The organism is Prosthecobacter algae, assembly GCF_039542385.1.
Classification (GTDB): domain Bacteria; phylum Verrucomicrobiota; class Verrucomicrobiia; order Verrucomicrobiales; family Verrucomicrobiaceae; genus Prosthecobacter; species Prosthecobacter algae.
In genome coordinates this window covers 328,351-347,289 of record NZ_BAABIA010000005.1, presented here as the reverse complement: position 1 = coordinate 347,289, position 18,939 = coordinate 328,351, and the positions used below count along the sequence as shown (strand labels likewise).

Here is an 18,939-nt window from a genome sequence, read left to right as displayed (position 1 = left end):
CGGGTCCCGGGACAGTTTCCCAGGATCCGGTCAGAAAAAACTAACAAGAAGTGTGATTACATCACCTTGTGCTGGGTGCCACCAGCGATGTGGCAGAGCTTGCGCATGCCCAGTTCCAGGCGGGTTTTCACCGTGCCCAGCGGCAGGCTGATGGCGGAGGCGATCTGGCGCTGGCTCATGCCATGCAGGTGGGCGAGGACCACCACTTCCTTCTGGGCCACCGGCAGGGTCTGCAGGAGGCTGTTGAGGTAATTGCGGATGTCGTGATTCTCAATGTCGTGCTGGGCGCTTTCGATCTCGTAGGCGTTCGAAGGCCGGGAGGCCTTTTCCAGCCGCTCGGTGGCGAGCTGGTAGGAGTGGCGCTGGCGGAGGCGGTCAATGGCGCGGCGGCGTGCCAGGGTGATGAGCCAGCCGGCGGCTTTGCCTTTGGCGACAGAGTAGTTGGCGGCGTGGGTCCAGATCTGGATGAACACTTCCTGAAGAACATCGTCAGCTTCGGTTTCATCATGGATAACGGAGATGATGATGGACTTCAAAATGGAGTGGTAACGCTCATGGATCACCCACAGGGCGTTTGGCTCTTTGTTGGCCAGGCAGGCCATGAGGGCTTCGTCATCCAGGTTCGTGAAGGAGGAGGTGGGGGCGATTTTCATAGGGGGCGTGGGCAAAAGGGGTTTCAGGGGTTGCTCAAATGGGTGTGCACAGAGCTGCTTCCCTGTATTGCAAACCCCATACCCGCTGTGCCACGGTTGAAAATTTGTTGATTTTCAACGAGTTACATCCTTTCGCATTTTGCCACCCGAGGGTGCCAGTGACGAAATGCACGGGGAAAACCGTGCATCTTGTGAAATGCGTATCGTTTGCACCTCTCCTCCTGGCCGTCTCTAAAATGGTCAGACGCACCGAGGGCTAGCCCTGCGAATACAGTGAACTAGACCCCACGCTTATGAACTATATCAATCTGGCGACACTGGACAGCATGTATGAGGCGGAAAACCTGGCGGAGGCGCTGAGCCGCAATGGTATCACGGCCCGCACCCACGACGAACAAGACATCCAGCGCTTCATTTTCTTCACCAAACCGAAGGCCTTTTCCATCGTCCAAGTCCATGATGCGGACTATGCACGCGCCGTGAACCTGATTCAGGACATGCAGGGCACGCATGAGCCGGTCTGCCGTCATATCTTCAGTTGCCCGGAGTGCGGTTCCCTGGCGGTGGAATATCCGCAGTTTACCCGCAAGTATTTCATCACACCGCTGCTGCTGGAGTGGGCGAGTAACTTCGGCCTTTTCGAGAAGAAGTTTTATTGCCGCAAATGCCACGCGCTATGGCCTTACCAGGCAGGGGCCAAGCTGCCCGAGATCGGTCATGCAACGGGAGTGCAGGTGGCCCCGCCCAATTGAGAGGGACCCCTTTGGGAGTTGAATCCGAAAGCGAGGGCTCGCCCAATCGAGCAAGCCAAGCCCCCTTTACAGATCGTTGGAAGGGATCTCTTCCAGAGTCTCCAAGTCCGCGAGTTTCACAGCGCTGCTGGGAAAGGTCACGGTGACGTAGCCGCCTGCACCACGGGTGCGGTTGCCGATGGTCATTGTGGCCTTGATCCGGTCGGCAATGCGTTTGGCCGAGGCAAGGCCCACGCCCAGGCTGGCCTGGGTGCTGCCGTCTCTGTGATGCATGTAGGGCTGGAACTGGCGGCGCAGGTATTCGTCTGAAAAGCCTGGGCCGTTGTCCTTCACGCGCAGCACGATATGGCCGTTTTTCTCGGCGATGCGGACCTCGATGCGGCCTGCCTGAGGGGTAAAGTTGACCGCATTGGAAAGCACGGCATCCACGATCTGGTTGATGGCAAAGGAGAGGCCGGCCACAGGCAGCGGTTTCACAGGGGCGGTGAGGATCAGCTCCACCAGCTTGCGCTTCGCCGTGACGTACCATTTGCCCACCATGGATTTTAAATCATCGGTGGTTAGGCCAAGCGGGGCGGTTCCCTCCTGGAAAGCGCCTGCGGCGGAGGATTCCTGGTGCAGAAAGCCTTCGACGGAGCTCAGCATTCGGTGAGTTTCCCGCATGGCTTCTTTGCTGAGGGCCAGCATGCTGCCGGGCCGGTCGGCCTCCTCCATGTCGCGGTAAACGGTGGAGAGGAAGAGGGAGATGCGCTGAAGCGGCTTGTGCCACTCGTGGGCGATGAGGTCCAGAGTGCGGCGGCGTTCCTGCACCTGCATGAGGTTGCGCACTTGGCTGCGGTGCAGCTCCACATGCGTGCGAACCCGGGCAAGGAGCTCGGACTTGTTGAAAGGCTTGGAGATGTAGTCAATGCCACCCTTGGCAAAGCCGGTCATGACGGACTGGTGCCCGGTGTCTCCGGAGAGGAAAATGATGGGGATGTTCTGGGTGGCAGGGTTGCTTTTGATCTGCTCGCAGACTTCAAAGCCGTCCATCTCAGGCATGACGACATCCAGCAGGATGAGATCCGGCCAATGGTTGCTGATGCAGCGCAGGGCCTCCTCCCCGCTCTCTGCGGTGACGACCTGAAAGCCGTCGCTGGACAGCACCTTTTTCACCATCTGCACGTTGCGCGCCTGATCATCCACCACCAGGACCAAAGGCGGGGCGCTGAGGGAGGAGGCCGAATGCTCCTTGCCAGTCTGCCTGTTGAGGTTGGGATTTGGGGGCGGAGAATTGGCGGTTTTTTTGACCGCGCTGGGGATGGGAGTATGAGATGCCGGGGACATGGTCAGAATATGGCTGGAGGGCAAATTCCATAAAGGGTGGCCAGTCTCCTGACCGCCCTTCTCACACTTCGCAGGGAAGGGCATTCCTGCATGCATCCCCTGGGGAAAAAATCGCCAGAGGTGCAAAAATTATACGGCAGGGGCTCGGCCAGATTCCTGCACCCAGCGTTCGGCCTCCTGAATGCGGGGGCCGTAGACGGGGTGGCGCTCCAGCTCAGGCCAGGGAAGTTCCAGCCTTTCACACCAGGTGAGGCTGCCGTAGCTACCGGGCAGATTGAAGCGCTGAGCGGTTCCCAGCAGGTCCATGCACATGAGGACGGCCAGTCGGCAGGGAGTCTCAAACAAAGCCTTTTGCAGGGCGGAAAGAAGCTCGCTGTTTAGCTCCTCGGGTGCGGGAGCATCCCACTTGGCAAAGGCGAGGAGGTTGGTCAGGTCATCCGACGGGGCAGCATCGCCTGTGCTGAGGCCTTCGTGAAGGCGGGAGTAAACAGCGGCGATGGGGGCATGGTCATGGTTGCCATAGGCCACCAGGCTGAGTTCACGAAAGGACTCCTGGTGCAGCAGGTGGCCGTCTTCATCCTTTTCCAAAAGTGGGAAGGTGAGGTTGGGCATTTGCAGGTCATCCAGCGCCTGGCGCATGTAGGGGGCCATCATGCCCATCAGCTCCGCCACCAGTGCCATGGGGCCCGCGGCTTCCTGCATGATGGAGATGATCTCGCGCCCTTGGAGGTCATTCATCTGGGCTGTGTTTTCCTGCTCGTCCGGGCCTGGGACAAAGCGGGGCAGCAGTCCTTTGGTGCGGGCCTTCACTTCCTCTTCCGTCAGGGTGGCAAATTCCGCATGCTGTGCCCCGCCCTGCCAGGGGAACATGTAGCCGCGAAAGTAGCCCCGCAGATGGTCTAGGCGGCAGAGGTGGAAGAACTGGGACTCCGAACTGAGCCGCCCGCGCAGCCAGGCGAAATTTTCAGAGCGGTGGTTCTCCCAGCGATAGGGCGGCAGGCCCCAATTCTGGCCCCAGCGTTCGGAATCTTTGTTGGTGTCAAAGTAGGAGACCGGCCGCGTGCCCATGCTCCAATCACGGTCAAAGAGTGCGGGATGCAGCCAGACATCGGCGCTGCTTTTGGAGACGCCGAAGGACATCTCGCCCATGAGCTGCACGCCACGTTCATCGGCATGCTGCCGCACTGCGCGCCACTGCCGCCAGGCCACCCACTGGATGAAGGTGAAGCTGCGACGCCACGCCTCCAGGCGTTCCCGTTCGGGGTGAGCCGCCAGCCATTGCTCGGCACTGGCCGGGGTGTGGTGCTCGGGTCGCCACTGTTCCCAGTGGGCATTGCCGCCGTATTCCTGGACAAGGGTGCGGAACAGCGTGTAGCCAGGCAGCCAGTCAGCGGCCTGGGCCTGAAAATCCGCATAGTTTTGCTGCAACTCCGGAGGGATCTCCGTCATGGTTTCGAAGTTCCGTGCGGCCTCCTGGAGGACTTGCAGCTTCAGAGGATGCACAGAGAGATGTTTGACGGGGCCTTCGCGGAGCTGGGCCAGCCAGGAGGGCGGGGCCAGGGTATCCAATATTTCCTGCGTCAGCCCAGGGACGTCATCGGGCTCCAGGGTAAGCAGGGCGGGGGAGAGGGCGCGGGAGGTGATGGGGTTGTAGGGACTGTGGTCGCCTACGGTTTCATGGATGGGCAGCAACTGCAAAATGGCGAACTGATGGGAGGCGCAGAAATCAATGGTTTCGAGAACGGCACGGGTATCGCCAATGCCCATGTCATGGGTGCGCCGCATGGCAAAGACTGGTACGAGGAGGCCGGCGAGTCGTTTGGAGGGAAGGGGGGCTGGCATAACAAAAAGAACGTCAAAAGTGAAAATGAAGCTGGCGGTGACGGGAGGACGGAGAGTCCACCATCACCGCCAGCGTGACGAAGGCCCGGAGACCTCCGTAAAACAGTAACGAGGAATTATTTCTTCAGGGCGGTCTGGACAGCATCAAGATGGTTGCGGAGTTCTGGCAGGGCCTTGCCAGCCCAGGCCTTCACTTCAGCGTCTTTGGACTCTTCGGCGGCATTGTCAAAGAGGTCGATCGCTTCCTTGTGGCCGGATTCCAGTTGATTCAGGAAAGCCTTGTCAAAGGCGTCGCCCGTGTTGGTGTTTTCGAGTTCCTTCAGGGTTTCGGTGTCAGCCGGATCGGTGACGGTGGAGATCTCAACGCCCTTGGCTTTGGCCAGGCCGGTGAGTTCGGTGTTCAGGGTGGTGTGAGCCAGGACCATTTTTTCGGCCAGGGCCTTCACGTCTGCACGGGCACCTTTTTTGACGCCCAGTGCGGCGATTTGCACTTCGCCCATGCCATGCTGTGAAGCTGCCTTCACAAACTTTTCATCGGCGGAGTTGAGAGTGCTCTTGGGGTCAGCAGCCTGCACAGTGATGGCAAGCATGGAGAGTCCTGCAAAGAGGGCGGTAACGAGGGATGATTTCATAGAACTTTTTTATGTTTGGGTTGTTTTGCAGCGCTTGTTGCCCGTGTCGCATGCCGGGCCGAGCTGCTGTGAAGAATTCGCCGACGCGACGGGTTGTGGATGTGTGCAAATCTGATACGGGCAATATGCAGTATAACAAAATGTGCAGGGCCGTTAAGGGGCTCCCCGGCGAATCCTGGTTGATACTCTTCTGCCATGAAAAATACTGCCGCACACAAAGATGATGACACACTCGATCAGTTAGGCGCAACCGACCAGATCGAGCAACTCGCTGCCGACATTGCCGTGGAAGACGACCGTGAGCGAGTGACGGATAAGGACCGCGAGCAAGCGCTGAAACAGATGCACAAGATGGCGCCTCCGGCCACGCCAGAAACTCCTCTGGACCAGCCGGTTACTCGGGGGAGCCAAAACTTGTGAAGGAGGCTGATCCGGTGAAACCGCCAACGCTGCGCGTGATGACCTACAATGTGCATGGCTGCGTGGGCACCGATGGAGCGTTGGACGAAAGCCGGATCGCCGCCATCATCGCCGAAGCCGCACCGGATGTGGTGGCCCTTCAGGAGCTGGATGTGGAGCGGCGTCGCAGCCGAGGACTGCACCAGGCCAGGCATCTGGCTGACACGCTGAAAATGGACTTCCATTTTCACCCGGCTGTTACCCAGATGTCGGAGCAATACGGGGATGCGATTCTCAGCCGTTTGCCGATGACCCTTTTGCATCAGGGAATGCTACCCACTTCATCCTCCCGGCTGGCTTTTGAGCCGCGGGGGGCCATCCTGGTGCAGATTGATGTGCAAGGGCAGCCTGTGAATGTGCTTAACACCCACTTGGGACTGAGCTGGAGCGAGCGGCTGGCACAGGTCACCGCCTTGCTGGGGCCAGATTGGATGGATGGCAGCATCCGCACGCATCCCTTTGTACTGTGCGGAGATCTCAATGCCTTTCCGGGGTCGCTGGTTTACCGGACCATCACACGGCGGCTGAAGGACGTGCAAAGATGGACCTTGCGCAGTCGGCCCCGGTCTACCTTTCCCTCCCGGTGGCCGGTGACCCGGCTGGATTACATCTTTATGAACAGCAGGCTGCAGGCGCACAAGGTGGAGGTGCTGAATAGCCGGGAGACACAGATCGCCTCCGACCACCTGCCGCTGGTGGCAGATCTGGTGATCTGCCCGGAAGCTGAAGCGATGTGAGAGATCGGTGTGAACTTCTTGTTGGTTAGGTGATCAAAGCTGGGAACGAAAGATGCCGCCGACATGGCCCAGGACCTTCTCCCGGAAAGGACGGTTCTTCCAATCCTGCCAGGTGATTTCGCGGGATCGTTTTTTGTCCACTTCAAAGACTTCCAGGTGCTGGCGTGCAAAGTCGCGATCCCAGACATTGAGGTTGGCTTCCTCGTTTAGGCACAGGGATCTGTCATCCAGGTTGCATGAGCCGACGGACACCCATTGTTCGTCCACGACGAAATATTTGCAGTGGAGAAGGGCGGGCTGGAATTCATAAAAGCGCACGCCTGCGCGCAGCAGTCCGCCCCAGCGGGCACGGCCCACGTAGCGGACCACCTTTTGGTCAATACGCTCACTCGGAGCGATGATTTCTACACTGACGCCGCGTTCGCAGGCCTTTTTCAGGAGGTTCAGCACCAGCATGTCAGGAACGAAGTAGGGGTTCACGATGCGGATGGACTGGCGGGCTGCGGCAATGGACATCAGAAACATGAGGCGGGCGCTATCGGCACCTTCACTGACGGAGCTGGTGAATATCTGGCACTGCGTGTCGCCACAGGGAACGAGTTTCGGGAAGTAGTCATCGCCATGCAGCACCCGCGCGCGGGTCTGCATCCAGTTGTCCATGAAGGCCTGCTGCATCTGGGCGACCACGGGCCCTTCCACCTCATACTGGGTGTCGCGCCAGTGATCGCTTTTATTGCCATGGCCGTCCCACAGATCGGAGATACCTACGCCGCCGACAAAGCCGATGCGGCCATCTACCACCAGGATCTTGCGATGGGTGCGGTGGTTGAAGTTGGCCAGATTGTAACGGCGGAAGATCTCTACCTCCACACCGGCCTCGCGCATCTGCTTCATGCAGTCGCTGTCCAGGCAGTTGGATCCCATGGCATCCTGGAGAAAGTGAACCTTCACGCCTCGGCGGGCGCATTCGGCAAAGGCGGCTGAAAATTCCTCAACGATCTGGCCCTTGGTCCAGACGAAGTTTTCAAAGGTCACGCTTCGCTCGGCCTGGCGGATGACTTCCAGCATGCGCGGGAAAATCTGGGCTCCGTTTTGCAAGACGGTGACCTTGTTGCCGCTCAGCAGGGGCGGGCCCAGGAGATGGCTCATGGTGCGGGCAAAGGCCTCGTCACAGACCGCGTAATCGGTCTCGATGTGGTGAGTGATCTTCTTTTCCGTCTCCAGGAAATTTTTGCTGATGATCACTGCCAGCGTGCCGCTGATAGCGGCCGTTACTGCGAGAGTGGCCAGGCCGTGGCCGTTGCTGGAAGACCCGGCATCATCCTCGGGCGTCGGGGGGATAGGCAGGCGGAGCATAGACATTAAAGGTTAGGGCAGAGGACTCCCCCGCATTGTAGAAACGGTGGAGAGTGCCTGCGGGCACTGTGATGAAATCGCCTTTCGCCATGGAAATGCGCTCATCGGCAATTTCTCCTTCCAAAGTTCCTTCCAGGACGAGAAGCACCTGGTCGCTGTGAGCGTGGCTTTCAGGTTCGGGCCCGGATTCCTGGCCGGGTTCCAGCCGCATCATGGCCACCTGGCTCTTCTCCGTGGTGTGCAGCGCCTCAAACCACGATTGAAAGTTTTGTACGCTTTGAGCAGTCATCCTTTCATCATCGAAGGAGGACGGGCATCTGCGTGCATTCGAATGGTACGACCAAGCGACGGGCGAGGCACGATGGCCAAATGCACGACACGCTTACTATGACACTCTCCCTTCATCCGGAACACCTAAAAAGATATAAACAAGTCCTGGGCCTGATGATCAAATACGGTCACGGAGACTTGGTGAAAGCGGCACCGATTGTGGATGATCCGCTGGAGTTTGCACCCGCGCCGCCCGTGCCGCCGGGAGCGCGTGAACTGGCCAAGGATCTGGAGCAGATGGGGCCGACATTCATCAAGCTGGGGCAGTTGCTTTCCACCCGATCCGACTTTGTGCCTCCTGCCTACATGGAGGCCCTGAGCATGTTGCAGGACAACATCCAGCCCTTCCCTTATGAAAAAGTGGAGGCCATCGTGAATGTGGAGATCGGCGCGCGCATTTCCAAGGCCTTTCAATCGTTTGATCCGGTGCCGATGGCGGCGGCCTCGCTAGGGCAGGTGCACTACGCGGTGCTGCGCAGCGGACAGGAGGTGGCGGTGAAGGTGCAGCGCCCGGATGTGCGGGAACTGGTGGCGACCGACTTGGCGGCGATCTCAGAAATCGCCGAGTTTCTGGATCGCCACACAGACACCGGTCGTCGTTTTGAATTCACCAAGATGGTGGGGGAACTGCGCAAGGCGCTGCTGCGGGAACTGGATTACCGCCAGGAAGCGCAGACGATGAAGCTGATGCGCGAAAAGCTGTCAGATTTTACCCGTCTGGTGATTCCGGCCCCCATTGATGACTACTCCTCTGGCCGGGTGCTGACGATGGAGTATGTGGACGGCACCAAGATCACCAAGCTGCACCCGATCGTGCGCATGGAGGTGGATGGGCGGGCGCTGGCGGAGGAAGTCTTCCGCTCCTACCTGCACCAGATTCTCATCGTCGGGGTCTTTCATGCGGATCCGCATCCGGGCAATGTTTTTTTGACGGCGGACAACAGCAAGGTGGCCCTGCTGGACTTTGGCATGATCGCGCGGGTGGGCCCGCAGATGCAGGACCAGCTCCTAAAGCTGCTGCTGGCCATCAGCGACGGGCAGAGTGACCGCGCCGCTGCAGTGGCGCAGGCGATGGGCACGGAGAAAGATCATTTTGATGAAGCCGCCTTCCGCCGCGACATCGCGGAGATCGTCAGCCAGCAGCAGGGGGCCACGGTGGAGAATCTGGAGGTGGGCAAGATCGTCATGCATGTGACCCAGGTGGCTGCGCGCACTGGACTCAGCGTGCCGGAGGAGCTGACGATGCTGGGCAAGACCCTGCTGAATCTGGATCTGGTGGGCCGCACGCTGGACCCCACCTTTGATCCGAATGAATCCATCCGCCGAAATTCGGCCGAGCTGATGCGGGCGAAAACTTTGAAGAGCCTTTCGTTAGGCAACCTGCTGAACTCCGTGCTGGATGCCAAAGAGCTCATCGAGAAACTGCCCGGCAGGCTGAACCAGTTTCTGGAAGTGGTGGCCAACAACAAGCTAAAGATCCATCTGGACACGATTGATGAAAAGGTGGTGATGACCGGCCTGCAAAAGGTGGCGAACCGCATCACGCTGGGCCTCATTCTTGCCTCGCTGATCGTCGGTGCCTCCATGCTGATGCGAGTGGAGACGAGCTTCCGCCTCTTTGGTTATCCTGGCTTTGCCATGCTTCTCTTTTTGCTGGCCACTGGGGGCGGCATTTCTTTGGCCTGGCAGATCATGCGCAGTGACATGAGGTCCTGAGGGTCAGGACTGTTCTGCTGCTGCCGGGGGAGATCTTTTTCTCCCGGCACCGCGGCAGGGAGCTTCAGGACAGCACCTTGTAAACGCAGCCAGCGGCGCCGAGAGCCAGTGCAATGACGGCTGCAATGCCCAGGTATTGCTGATAAGGCCGCAGATGCCGCCACCACTGAATGAATTTCTGGCTAAGGGCGCGCAGCCAGACTTCCAGCCTGTCCAGCCCCTGTGCCATCAGGGCAGACTCGCCTGCGACCAAGGCCAGCCCTAAAGCTAGGACGAGCAAGCCCGGCCCCGGCATACCGAGAAGTACGATGCCGCTGAGGGCGATGACCACCCCCAGGCCGACATACAGAGCCCGCCGCCATCCGTGGCCATCGCTGCGGTCTTCCTGGCGCTTTTCGTAAAAGTCCTGAAATCGTCGGCCAGGCTGGCTGGCTTTAAAATCGTGCCACAAGGTGGAGGCAGACATGGGCAGAATGAGGTGGCATGCCAGGCCGTTTAGGCGACCGACTTGAAGTAGGTTTCCCCGTTGATCACGGTCTCCAGGGCATCCATGAGTTCGGCCGGGGAGGAATCCTTGATGAGGTAACCTCGCGCGCCTGCCTCGGCAGCCTGGGTGACATAGGCCTGTTCTTCATGGGCAGATACCATGAGCACGGGCAGGTTCGGAAATTCGTGCAGAATCTCGCGGAGCAGTTCATAGCCGGTGCCATCGGGCAGCGTCACATCCAGGATGATGACATCGGGGATATCATCCCTTTCGATGTGCAGCCTGGCTTCTTCGAGGGTGGCGGCGCTCCAGGCCATGTCTAGCTCTGGAGAGTCATCAATGAGGCTGCGGTAAACCGCCCTCATGATCGAGTGATCGTCAACGACGGCAATGCGAATGATGGACCTGGAGGAGGTCTCAGGAAAGGTTGGAGGAGACATCTTTCTCATTCGGCGTGTAGGCGGAATCTGCGTTTACTGGTTTCTCAAAATAAAGTTTGGGGGGGCATGTGGCCCTGACTTAGGGGCGAGCCGCCTGCCAGGCTTGGCTGGCGGTCATGCTGGCACCGGTTTCGCTGAATGGGGGGATGCCTGCAAAGTCGCCGCGCAGGGCCTTGAGGGCATATTTTTCATGGTCAATCTCCCGCCGAGTACGAATGCCCAGACGGCGCAGGACGGCGATGGGCGGGCACCAGCCGTTGACGGCATGGTTGAAAAGGAACGGCAACACCACACCGGGAATGAGGAAGTATTTTTTGTGGCGGACGAGGCCCAGCAGCAGGCCTGAGAAGGCCAGGGCCGAGGCATTGAACTGCAACCAGCGTTCGATGTCCCACTCCTGGTCCAGAGCTTCGATCCGGCGGGAAATTTCATCCTCGGACTGAATGGAGATCCCGCCCACACGCAGCTTTGCGTGGGCTTCGATCTGCGAGTTTAGAGCTTCGTCAGTATTTTGCTGCACGGGGTCTGGAGATTGCATCGTCTATTGCTTCGCGTGGCTGGTTTCCGCCGGATGCCGCCGGGTGCAGGATTTGTGGTCTTTTCAGCCATCTTGCGGCGGCACAGCCCCGGCTCCCATGGGCTCGCCTTCACCTTGGGCAAAGACTTCGATCATCTTTTGATTAAAGGCGGGCAGGTCCTCGGGCTGGCGGCTGGTGATGAGTTGGCCATCCACCACGACTTCTTCATCCACCCAGTCACCGCCCGCATTGCGCACATCGGTCTGGATGGCGGGCCAGGAGGTGAGGCGGCGCCCCTCGACGAGGCCGGCCTCAATCAGCAGCCAGGGACCGTGGCAGATGGCGGCGATGGGTTTGCCGCGGAGGCCGAAGTCGCGGACGAAGGCCACTGCCTCGGGCAGCGCCCGCAGGCTGTCTGGGTTGGCTAGGCCACCGGGCAGGACGAGGGCGTCGAAGTCTTCCGGGTCGGCCAGGTCCAGCCGGATGTCGGTGGCAAAGGTATCGCCTTTTTCATCGTGGTGCACGCCCTGGATCTCGCCTGCCTGCGGGGAGATGATGCTGACTTTTGCCCCCGCTTTTTCGAGGGCCTGCAGAGGCTGTTCCAACTCGGACTGTTCAAAGCCGTCGGTGGCTAGGATGGCGACATGTTTGGTGCCTAAGGGTGTTTTCATGGCAAGGAGGTATCGCGAGTCGACGCCGCATTGGCTGCCATGATTTGTCAGGGCTGGAATGAGCATGCACATCCAATCGGGTGGAGGGGCGCGATCTCTTTATGTCAACCCTACCTAACCATGAATACGATTCTTTTAGTCCTTTTGATTTTGCTGCTCCTTGGTGCACTGCCCACCTGGCCATACAGCTCAGGTTGGGGATACTATCCAAGCGGTGGTATCATCCTGCTGATAGTGCTGCTGGTGATCTTTTTCCGCTAGCGCTGCCTGAGTGAGAAATGCAAAAAAGGCTGGCCACCCGCGAGGATGGCCAGCCTTTTTGTTGAATGTACGGTTAGGCTAGTCGCCCATTTCGTCCGACTGTGGTGGCGTATCGTCGATGCCTTCGTCGCCGTGGTTCAGGTCTTCCTTGTCGCCTGTGGCATCGGTTTCGCGGGTGACCTTGCGGGGCAGGGGCACGTCTTCGAGTTCGTCCGGCTGGTGCACGGGCAATTCGTCCAGGTCGGGTTCCTGATCAGGGGTGGGTTCTTGGTGGGTGTTCGGATTCATGACGTGGGTTGGGTTTGTTTTTGAGACTGCTAGGGGCGGCTGAGAAGGCGGGATGTGTCAAAGCCCTGCCGCCTAGCCTCTTGCACGTATTCATTGCGGCGGGCTGGCGTGAGGTTGCGGTCGCGGGAGAGCAGCCAGAGGAATTTCCGGTCGGGTGTGCCGACGAGCGCCGCCGAGTAATCGGGGGCGAGACGGATGATCCAGTAATTGCCTTCTTTGGCGGCGGGTACGATAGCGGCGAGGCCGTCGAACTTCACGCGTAGGCGGCTGTTGCGGCTGCCTGGGACGGCGGTGGCCGTGCCGGTGGCGGTCTTGCGAGTGCCATCGGGGCGGACCTCGGTATTGACCACACGCACGCTGCCATCGGGCTGCGGAGTGTAGCGGGCTTCAGCGGTGGCCTCATCGTTCTGGAAAGAATTGGGCAGGCGGAATTGCTCGAACCACAGTCCGGAGTAACGTTGCAGATCCACCGGGCCGGCGGTTGCCAGAGGCGGCAGATTTTTGCCAGAGGTGCAGGAGGAAAGCAAGGCGGCGGTGAGGGTGGCAGCGGCCACCAAGGAAAGGCATCGAAGGTTCATGGGATTCAGGACTTTTGTGATTCGGATTCAGCGGATTTTCGGCGAAACTGTTCGGCCAGTTTTTCGAGCTGCTCTTCAGGAAGATCTTCGAGATCAATGATCTCATTGCGTGCATCCTTCACGGCGCGGATGAGTTCATCCAGCTTCAGTTGCATGGCCATGGATTCGCGGTTTTGGCTGTTCTGGATGAGGAAGACGCTGAGGAAGGTGACGATGGTGGTGCAGGTGTTGATAAAAAGCTGCCAGGTCTCTGAGTAGCCCAGAACCGGGCCCATGAACGCCCAGCCGAGCACGAGGGCGACGGCTAGCAGGAAGGCAAAGGGATGTCCCAGGGCACGGGCTGCATGGGTAGCCATCTTGGCAAAGAAGTCTTTCATGGCGTTGCGATGTTGTTGGTTAGTTAGCCCTCGATCAACGACTGTGCGCCATCAATGTAGATCTCCGTCCCGGTGATGTGGCTGGAGAGGTCCGAGGCCAGAAACCAGACGAGCTGGGCCACTTCCTCCACCGTGCCAGATTGGCCTTTTTTCAGTGGGATGCTGCCTTCGGGAAATTTGACCGGCACGCGGATGCTATCCAGGTTCCGCTCTTCGGTTTCCTGGTGGATGGCGGTGTCAATGCTGCCTGGGCAGATGACATTGACCCGAATGCGATGCTGGGCCCACTCCAGGGCCAGCATTTTCACCAGGGCCAACTGGGCGGCCTTCGAGCAGGCATAGGCGGAGGCTCCGGCATTGCTGAAGATGCGGTTGCCGTTGACGGATGAGGTGACGATGACCGAACCTCCCTGCGGGCTCAGCAGAGGGAAACAATGTTTGAGGCTGAGGAAGGTGCCTTTCAGATTGATATTCAGGGTGGCATCCCACTCGGATTCTTCCAATTCGGCAAAAGGGGCCCACACTCCGTTGGTGCCGGCATTGTGGTGGACGATGTCCAGCCGCCCCCAGCTTTCTTTGCAAGCGGCGGCAACGCCCTGCATGTCGCTGGCCTTGGCGACATCGGCTGCCAGCACGAGGGCCTGGCCGCCTGCCTGGCGGATTTTCTCGGCGGTTTCCTCCAGCTTTTCAGCGGTGGTGCCGACAAGGGCCACAGCGGCCCCTGCACGGGCGAGTGCCAGGGCGGATGCCTCGCCGATGCCTGACCCGGCACCGGTGACGAGGGCCGTTTTTCCTTTCAATGATTCAGGGGGAATGTCCATGTCCACAGAGTTCGCAGTCTGGCGGGGCTGCGGATGTGGGCGGTCTGCAACTTTGCCCGCAATTAGGCACGCGCAGCCGGGCAGGCACATCCGATTGCATGGGGCAGTCTCCCGCTGTGACGGGGCTGCCTGTCACTTTGAGTCATCCATGAGTATACTGCCCCACTTTTCAACGCCGCCCGTCCTGGAGGAGTTCAAGAAATTCGTCCTGAAAGGAAACGTGGTCAGCCTATCCACGGGAGTCATCATCGGCTCCGCCTTTAACAACATCGTGACGGCCTTCACCAAAGGCGTGGTGGAGCCCATCCTGGCCATCATTGGGGGCAGCGATTTGGGGACCTCGCACTTGAAGTTTAGGATTTGGGAACGCATGACCACCGTGACGGAGAAGGTGAACGGGGTGGAGGTAAAAACCGAAAAGCTGATGCCCGTGCTGCTGGATGTCGGCTCTGTCATGGGGGCGGTGGTGGGGTTTCTGATCACCGCGACCATTGTCTTTTTCATCATTGTGAAACCGACGAACAAGCTGCTGGACCTGATGCTGAAAAAGGAGCAGCCCCCTGCTGCGATGCCACCGGATGTGGCCTTGCTCACCGAGATCCGCGATATGATGCAACGCCAAGAAGAAAGGGGCTTGAAAGGAGCGGTATGACTGGCCTGTTGAGGCTTCCTTCGGCAGTTGATGGCACCTGTTGTCCTGTCGGAGGGGTTGATTTCAGCAAACTCGACGAATCCTCCTCCTCCCAAGCGATGTCCGCGTACCTGTTTTTTGAAGGCACCCTGCCAGTCCCTAAACCGGGACGATCCATCCGGCCGTCCCCATCCGGCCGCCCGGCACGTCTTTTGCCGATGGAAAACAGCGAGGAATGCGACCTCTTTTTTGGCGAGCTCTTTGACCTCGCCGGGCTGCCGCGCGGGGCCTACCGGCCTGGTTTTTTGCAGCGGCGCTTGTCGGCCTGCCTGCGCTTTTTGCAGGTGCCGGATGTCGCGCAGGGCGTGGCAAGGCTGAGGGCGCAGCCCCAGGCGAGATCGCAGATCCTGGGCGCAGTCCTGCTGGGCGTGACGGATTTTTACCGGGACGAGGAGGTCTTCGCGCAGGCGGAAGGGCACTTTCGGCAAAGCTGGCTGCCCGCCCGGGAGAAAATCCGGGTGTGGAGTGCGGCCTGCTCCGATGGGCAGGAGCTCTACACCGTGGCCAGTGTGCTGGATGACCTGGGCATCTTGCCGGAGGCCGAGCTGCTGGGCACGGACATCCGCGCCGAAGCCATCGGTCGCGCCCAGACGGGCCGCTATCGGCCTGAGGAACTGGACCGGCTGCCGGAAGCGGTGAGGGGCAAACATTTCCGTACCGACCGCACCGGCGGCTGGGTGCAGGAAAGGCTGCGCCAGGGCATTCAGTGGAAACAGGCGAATCTCTTTTCTGGGGCCGAGGCAGGTCCCTGGCATCTCATCCTCTGGCGTAACATGGCTATTTATCTGGAACGCGAAGCGGCCTACCCCGTGTGGCAGAGCCTGGTGGCGGAACTGAAACCCGGCGGCTACTTGCTGGTGGGCAAGGCGGACTATCCGCCGCCCGGCCTGGGCCTGGCCCGCGTGGCCTCCTGCCTCTACCAAAAACAAGGAGGGGCACGCCGATGAGCCTCGCCCGCCCCACGGCTTTTCCAGCCTCCATCGCCGCCTTTGGCATCGCGTTCCTGTGGATCTACATCCGCACCTATGTCTTTCAGGACATGGTGTTTCCCCTCACCTATGTGCTGCCGCTGATGGTGTGCGTGTGGACCCGGATGAAGTGGCAGGTGTGGACGATGGCTGCCCTGTTTGTCACGGCCTCGGTCAGCAAGATCCTGTGGATCCTCCCTGACCATGTATTGTCCTCATCGGAGCAGAACTGGTTTCTCGCGGCCACGATTTTCAACAGTCTCATGGGCGCGGCGGTGGTCCACGCCATCATCCGCCTGCGGGACGGGCTGGAGCATCGGAATGCGGTGATCAGTGCGCAAAATTCGGAGCTGGAAGTCCAGGCCGAAGAGCTCTTCCAGCAGAACGAGGAGATCAAAGCCCAGAACGAGGAGCTGGAGCAGCAGAAGGAAGAGATTGAATCCCAGTCGGAGGAGGCCTCCCGCCAGAATGAAGAGCTGGTGGAGGCGAACCAGAGGCTGAACAACCGGGAAGACATCCTCCAAGGCATGCTGGATGCCACGCGCAACCAGGACTCCCAGGCACAGGCCCTGGGCAATCTTTGCCAGCACTTGCTGAAAATCCTGGGCAGCCCTGCCGCCGCCGTGGCCGTGCTGCAGCGCAATGGTGGAGAGCTGGAGATGGTGGCCCATGTCAAGAATCCTGAAGTGGGGGAACTCCCGCAGGTCTGGCCGCTGAAAGATTCGCTGGGGGAAAAGGTCATCGAGCAGGACCGCACAGCCTACGTTTCAGACTTCGTGCAGGCTCCTGAGCTGGCGGCTCCGTTTGGTCCATCGGGGGCGGTGCGCTCCATTCTAGCCACGCCGGTGCGCATGGGCGGGGCCACGCATGGGATCATGGTGGTCTGCAGCACGGTGGAAACGCATTGGACGCAGGACTGCTTCCGCATGGTGGAGTGGGTGGCCGCGCAGTGCGGCCTGATGGCCGAGACGGCTCACTGGCAGCAGATGCTCAAGGACCGAGCGCGTGAACTGGAACAGGCCAGCCGTGCCAAGGACAACTTCCTCGCTGCCCTTTCTCATGAACTGCGCACCCCGCTCACCCCGGTGCTCATGGCGGCAGCTTCTCTGAGTGAAGATGAGCGCCTGCCGGAGGACGTGCGCACCCAACTGGGGATGATCGAGCGCAACATCGGCCTGGAGGCCCGTCTCATTGACGACCTGCTGGATCTCACCCGCATCGCCAAGGGCAAGCTACCACTGAGGCCGCAGCTCTGCGATTCTCACTCGCTCATCAGCCTGGCCATGGAGATCGTGCGGGACGATGCCCATGAAAAGGGTCTCGTGCTGGAGCGGGAATTCTATGCTCAGAAGTGCGGGCTCATGGCAGATCCTTCGCGCTTTCAGCAGGTCATCTGGAACTTGCTGCGCAACGCCGTCAAGTTCACGCCCAAAGGCGGCAAGATCACCATCCGCACACGGGATGAAGCTGTGGCGGGAGAGGCACCCAGTCTGCGCATCGAGGTGACGGATACCGGCATCGGCATTGCCCAAGGGGCGATTGAGCGCATTTTCCAGCCCTTTGAGCAGGCACATGAGGGCGAGCACCGCTTTGGCGGGCTGGGCCTCGGTCTATCCATTGCACGCGCGATTGTGGACCTGCATCAGGGCCGCATCAGTGCGGAAAGCGGCGGGCCGGATCAGGGGGCCACTTTCATTGTTCAGCTTCCTGGCGCCACGGAGGCACCGGCAGGCATCAGCAACAACGGTGAAAGGCGCAATGGCACCTCTCCACAAGGCTGCACACCGGAGGAGATGGGAAGCGTACCGCCTCTGCACATTTTGTTAGTCGAGGATCACGATGCCACCCTTCAGGTGCTCACCCGCCTGCTCATCCGCACCGGTTACCGGGTCACCTCCGTAAACACAATCACCGCCGCCAAATCTGAGGCGGAGGCCAACCGGTTTGACCTCGTCATCAGCGATCTGGGGCTTCCAGATGGCAGTGGCAATGAACTGATGGAAAAGCTGCGCGACCAACATGGGCTGCGTGGCATCGCCCTGAGCGGGTACGGCATGGAGGAAGATGTGGACCGCTCGCGCAAATCGGGTTTCCAGGCCCACCTCATCAAGCCGATTGAAATGAATCAGCTCCGTCGCACCATTCTCTCCGTGCTGAGCCTGCCCGAAGTGCAGGTGGCCTGATCGGCTTTTTTCATTGGGATACATCCGGTGGCGGTCGCTCCTGCGATCCTATCCATGCTGACGTTCTCCTTAGAACACAGCGGGGCCTCATCTGTTCAATTTTATTGGCTAGGCAAGGCCTCTGTCACCAACCCATCCGCTAAGTACACACGATCATGATCAAACAATCCCTCACCTCCCTCGCGGTCCTACTGATGGCCGCCTCCGCCCACGCAGGCACGGCACCCATCGCGCCGCAGCCACCCGCCGAAGTGGAGCAGCCAATCCTGATCTCCTACTCCAACCTTTCCCTGGGCTATAACTACAGCTCGGCCGATTTACTCGGCTTTGATGTGGACGGTCACGGCGCTGGCATTGGCCTGGAGTTCTCTCCTGTGAACCATCTGTACTTCGCCGTTCGCGGTTCCTGGACAGACATTGATTTCGCAGGTGTGGACTTCGACTACTGGCAGGGCAATGCCGGCATCGGTGGGTACATCCCAATCACGGAAAACATCCATTTCGTCGCTGAAGTGGGTGCCAGCTATGCCGATCTTTCCCTCGCTGACTTCGATGTCGGCACGGATGACTGGGGCGTCTATGTGACCCCTCATCTTCGCATGAAGTGGGGTGCATTCGAAACCCACGTCGGCGTGACCTACAACAGCAACGACGTCATCACCTCTGAGTACAATGCCTTCGTCCGCCTCATGTTCGAAGTCGCTCCTCAGGTGGACCTCTTTGTTGGCGGCAACGTCGGTCTCGACAATGGCGATGCCTTTGACGATGTCTTCGGTGCCCAGGCAGGCGTGCGCTTCAAGTTTTAATCAGACAGCGGCCGGTGAATCCGGATTCCACTAGCCCTTCGTGCCCG

Annotated in this window: 23 protein-coding genes; 9 read left to right on the top strand and 14 right to left on the bottom strand. The window is 59.7% G+C overall.

Features of this window, described 5'->3' with window-relative positions:
* Positions 1-56: 56 nt before the first annotated feature.
* Positions 57-653 (bottom strand): RNA polymerase sigma factor, encoded by a 597-nt coding sequence (locus ABEB25_RS13765; protein ID WP_345736992.1) that lies wholly within the window; start codon positions 651-653, stop codon positions 57-59.
* Positions 654-946: 293 nt separating this feature from the next.
* On the opposite strand from ABEB25_RS13765, the gene ABEB25_RS13760 reads away from it, so the two are divergent.
* Positions 947-1,405: a putative signal transducing protein gene (locus ABEB25_RS13760; RefSeq protein WP_345736991.1), complete on the top strand. Its 459-nt coding sequence runs from the start codon at positions 947-949 to the stop codon at positions 1,403-1,405.
* 66 nt (positions 1,406-1,471) lie between these two features.
* Here the strand turns inward: ABEB25_RS13760 and ABEB25_RS13755 are convergent, their stop codons facing one another.
* From ABEB25_RS13755 to ABEB25_RS13745, 3 genes are all read right to left on the bottom strand, one after another.
* Positions 1,472-2,731, bottom strand: a complete 1,260-nt coding sequence (locus ABEB25_RS13755; protein WP_345736990.1) for an ATP-binding response regulator — start codon at positions 2,729-2,731, stop codon at positions 1,472-1,474.
* Positions 2,732-2,860: 129 nt separating this feature from the next.
* Positions 2,861-4,573, bottom strand: coding sequence for a 4-alpha-glucanotransferase (locus ABEB25_RS13750; protein WP_345736989.1), 1,713 nt, complete (start codon positions 4,571-4,573; stop codon positions 2,861-2,863).
* 116 nt (positions 4,574-4,689) lie between these two features.
* Positions 4,690-5,205, bottom strand: a complete 516-nt coding sequence (locus ABEB25_RS13745; protein WP_345736988.1) for a DUF4142 domain-containing protein — start codon at positions 5,203-5,205, stop codon at positions 4,690-4,692.
* 195 nt (positions 5,206-5,400) lie between these two features.
* Between ABEB25_RS13745 and ABEB25_RS13740 the strand changes: the two genes are divergently transcribed.
* Both ABEB25_RS13740 and ABEB25_RS13735 read left to right on the top strand, forming a co-directional pair.
* Positions 5,401-5,625, top strand: a complete 225-nt coding sequence (locus ABEB25_RS13740) for a hypothetical protein (RefSeq protein WP_345736987.1) — start codon at positions 5,401-5,403, stop codon at positions 5,623-5,625.
* The gene (locus ABEB25_RS13735) at positions 5,622-6,401 is read left to right on the top strand and encodes an endonuclease/exonuclease/phosphatase family protein (protein ID WP_345736986.1); all 780 of its coding nucleotides are present in this window, start codon (positions 5,622-5,624) and stop codon (positions 6,399-6,401) included. The genes ABEB25_RS13740 and ABEB25_RS13735 overlap by 4 nt, the downstream gene beginning before the upstream one ends.
* Positions 6,402-6,434: 33 nt before the next feature.
* On the opposite strand, the gene ABEB25_RS13730 is transcribed toward ABEB25_RS13735, so the two are convergent.
* Positions 6,435-7,757: a phospholipase D-like domain-containing protein gene (locus ABEB25_RS13730; protein ID WP_345736985.1), complete on the bottom strand. Its 1,323-nt coding sequence runs from the start codon at positions 7,755-7,757 to the stop codon at positions 6,435-6,437.
* The gene (locus tag ABEB25_RS13725) at positions 7,720-8,046 is read right to left on the bottom strand and encodes a cupin domain-containing protein (protein WP_345736984.1); all 327 of its coding nucleotides are present in this window, start codon (positions 8,044-8,046) and stop codon (positions 7,720-7,722) included. The genes ABEB25_RS13730 and ABEB25_RS13725 overlap by 38 nt, the downstream gene beginning before the upstream one ends.
* A gap of 98 nt (positions 8,047-8,144) precedes the next feature.
* On the opposite strand from ABEB25_RS13725, the gene ABEB25_RS13720 reads away from it, so the two are divergent.
* Positions 8,145-9,803 (top strand): ABC1 kinase family protein, encoded by a 1,659-nt coding sequence (locus tag ABEB25_RS13720; RefSeq protein WP_345736983.1) that lies wholly within the window; start codon positions 8,145-8,147, stop codon positions 9,801-9,803.
* Positions 9,804-9,867: 64 nt separating this feature from the next.
* On the opposite strand, the gene ABEB25_RS13715 is transcribed toward ABEB25_RS13720, so the two are convergent.
* From ABEB25_RS13715 to ABEB25_RS13700, 4 genes are all read right to left on the bottom strand, one after another.
* Entirely contained in the window at positions 9,868-10,269 is a 402-nt protein-coding gene (locus ABEB25_RS13715) for a PGPGW domain-containing protein (RefSeq protein WP_345736982.1), read from the bottom strand.
* A 29-nt stretch (positions 10,270-10,298) separates the two neighbouring features.
* The gene (locus ABEB25_RS13710) at positions 10,299-10,730 is read right to left on the bottom strand and encodes a response regulator (RefSeq protein WP_345736981.1); all 432 of its coding nucleotides are present in this window, start codon (positions 10,728-10,730) and stop codon (positions 10,299-10,301) included.
* A 79-nt stretch (positions 10,731-10,809) separates the two neighbouring features.
* A complete protein-coding gene (locus ABEB25_RS13705) occupies positions 10,810-11,268 on the bottom strand; it encodes a hypothetical protein (protein WP_345736980.1) in 459 nt (152 codons plus the stop codon).
* Between the two features lie 63 nt (positions 11,269-11,331).
* Positions 11,332-11,919: a type 1 glutamine amidotransferase domain-containing protein gene (locus ABEB25_RS13700; protein WP_345736979.1), complete on the bottom strand. Its 588-nt coding sequence runs from the start codon at positions 11,917-11,919 to the stop codon at positions 11,332-11,334.
* A 120-nt stretch (positions 11,920-12,039) separates the two neighbouring features.
* On the opposite strand from ABEB25_RS13700, the gene ABEB25_RS13695 reads away from it, so the two are divergent.
* Positions 12,040-12,180, top strand: a complete 141-nt coding sequence (locus ABEB25_RS13695; RefSeq protein WP_345736978.1) for a DUF3309 family protein — start codon at positions 12,040-12,042, stop codon at positions 12,178-12,180.
* Between the two features lie 78 nt (positions 12,181-12,258).
* Here ABEB25_RS13695 and ABEB25_RS13690 read toward each other — a convergent pair whose 3' ends face one another.
* From ABEB25_RS13690 to ABEB25_RS13675, 4 genes are read right to left on the bottom strand one after another with little or no spacing between them, the layout of a single operon-like run.
* Positions 12,259-12,468 (bottom strand): hypothetical protein, encoded by a 210-nt coding sequence (locus ABEB25_RS13690; RefSeq protein WP_345736977.1) that lies wholly within the window; start codon positions 12,466-12,468, stop codon positions 12,259-12,261.
* A gap of 29 nt (positions 12,469-12,497) precedes the next feature.
* A complete protein-coding gene (locus ABEB25_RS13685; RefSeq protein WP_345736976.1) occupies positions 12,498-13,046 on the bottom strand; it encodes a lipocalin family protein in 549 nt (182 codons plus the stop codon).
* A gap of 5 nt (positions 13,047-13,051) precedes the next feature.
* Positions 13,052-13,423 (bottom strand): low affinity iron permease family protein, encoded by a 372-nt coding sequence (locus ABEB25_RS13680; protein ID WP_345736975.1) that lies wholly within the window; start codon positions 13,421-13,423, stop codon positions 13,052-13,054.
* Between the two features lie 23 nt (positions 13,424-13,446).
* Positions 13,447-14,244, bottom strand: coding sequence for an SDR family oxidoreductase (locus ABEB25_RS13675; protein ID WP_345736974.1), 798 nt, complete (start codon positions 14,242-14,244; stop codon positions 13,447-13,449).
* Positions 14,245-14,392: 148 nt separating this feature from the next.
* Between ABEB25_RS13675 and ABEB25_RS13670 the strand changes: the two genes are divergently transcribed.
* The 4 genes from ABEB25_RS13670 (at position 14,393) to ABEB25_RS13655 (ending at position 18,892) form a co-directional block, all read left to right on the top strand.
* A complete protein-coding gene (locus ABEB25_RS13670) occupies positions 14,393-14,896 on the top strand; it encodes an MscL family protein (RefSeq protein WP_345736973.1) in 504 nt (167 codons plus the stop codon).
* Positions 14,897-14,994: 98 nt separating this feature from the next.
* Positions 14,995-15,882 carry a CheR family methyltransferase gene (locus tag ABEB25_RS13665; RefSeq protein ID WP_345736972.1) on the top strand — a complete coding sequence of 296 codons (888 nt, stop codon included), beginning with the start codon at positions 14,995-14,997 and terminating at the stop codon, positions 15,880-15,882.
* Positions 15,879-18,086, top strand: coding sequence for a hybrid sensor histidine kinase/response regulator (locus ABEB25_RS13660; RefSeq protein WP_345736971.1), 2,208 nt, complete (start codon positions 15,879-15,881; stop codon positions 18,084-18,086). Before ABEB25_RS13665 ends, ABEB25_RS13660 begins: the two co-directional genes overlap by 4 nt.
* Before the next feature lie 155 nt (positions 18,087-18,241).
* Positions 18,242-18,892, top strand: coding sequence for a hypothetical protein (locus ABEB25_RS13655; protein WP_345736970.1), 651 nt, complete (start codon positions 18,242-18,244; stop codon positions 18,890-18,892).
* The last annotated feature ends 47 nt before the right edge of the window (positions 18,893-18,939 follow it).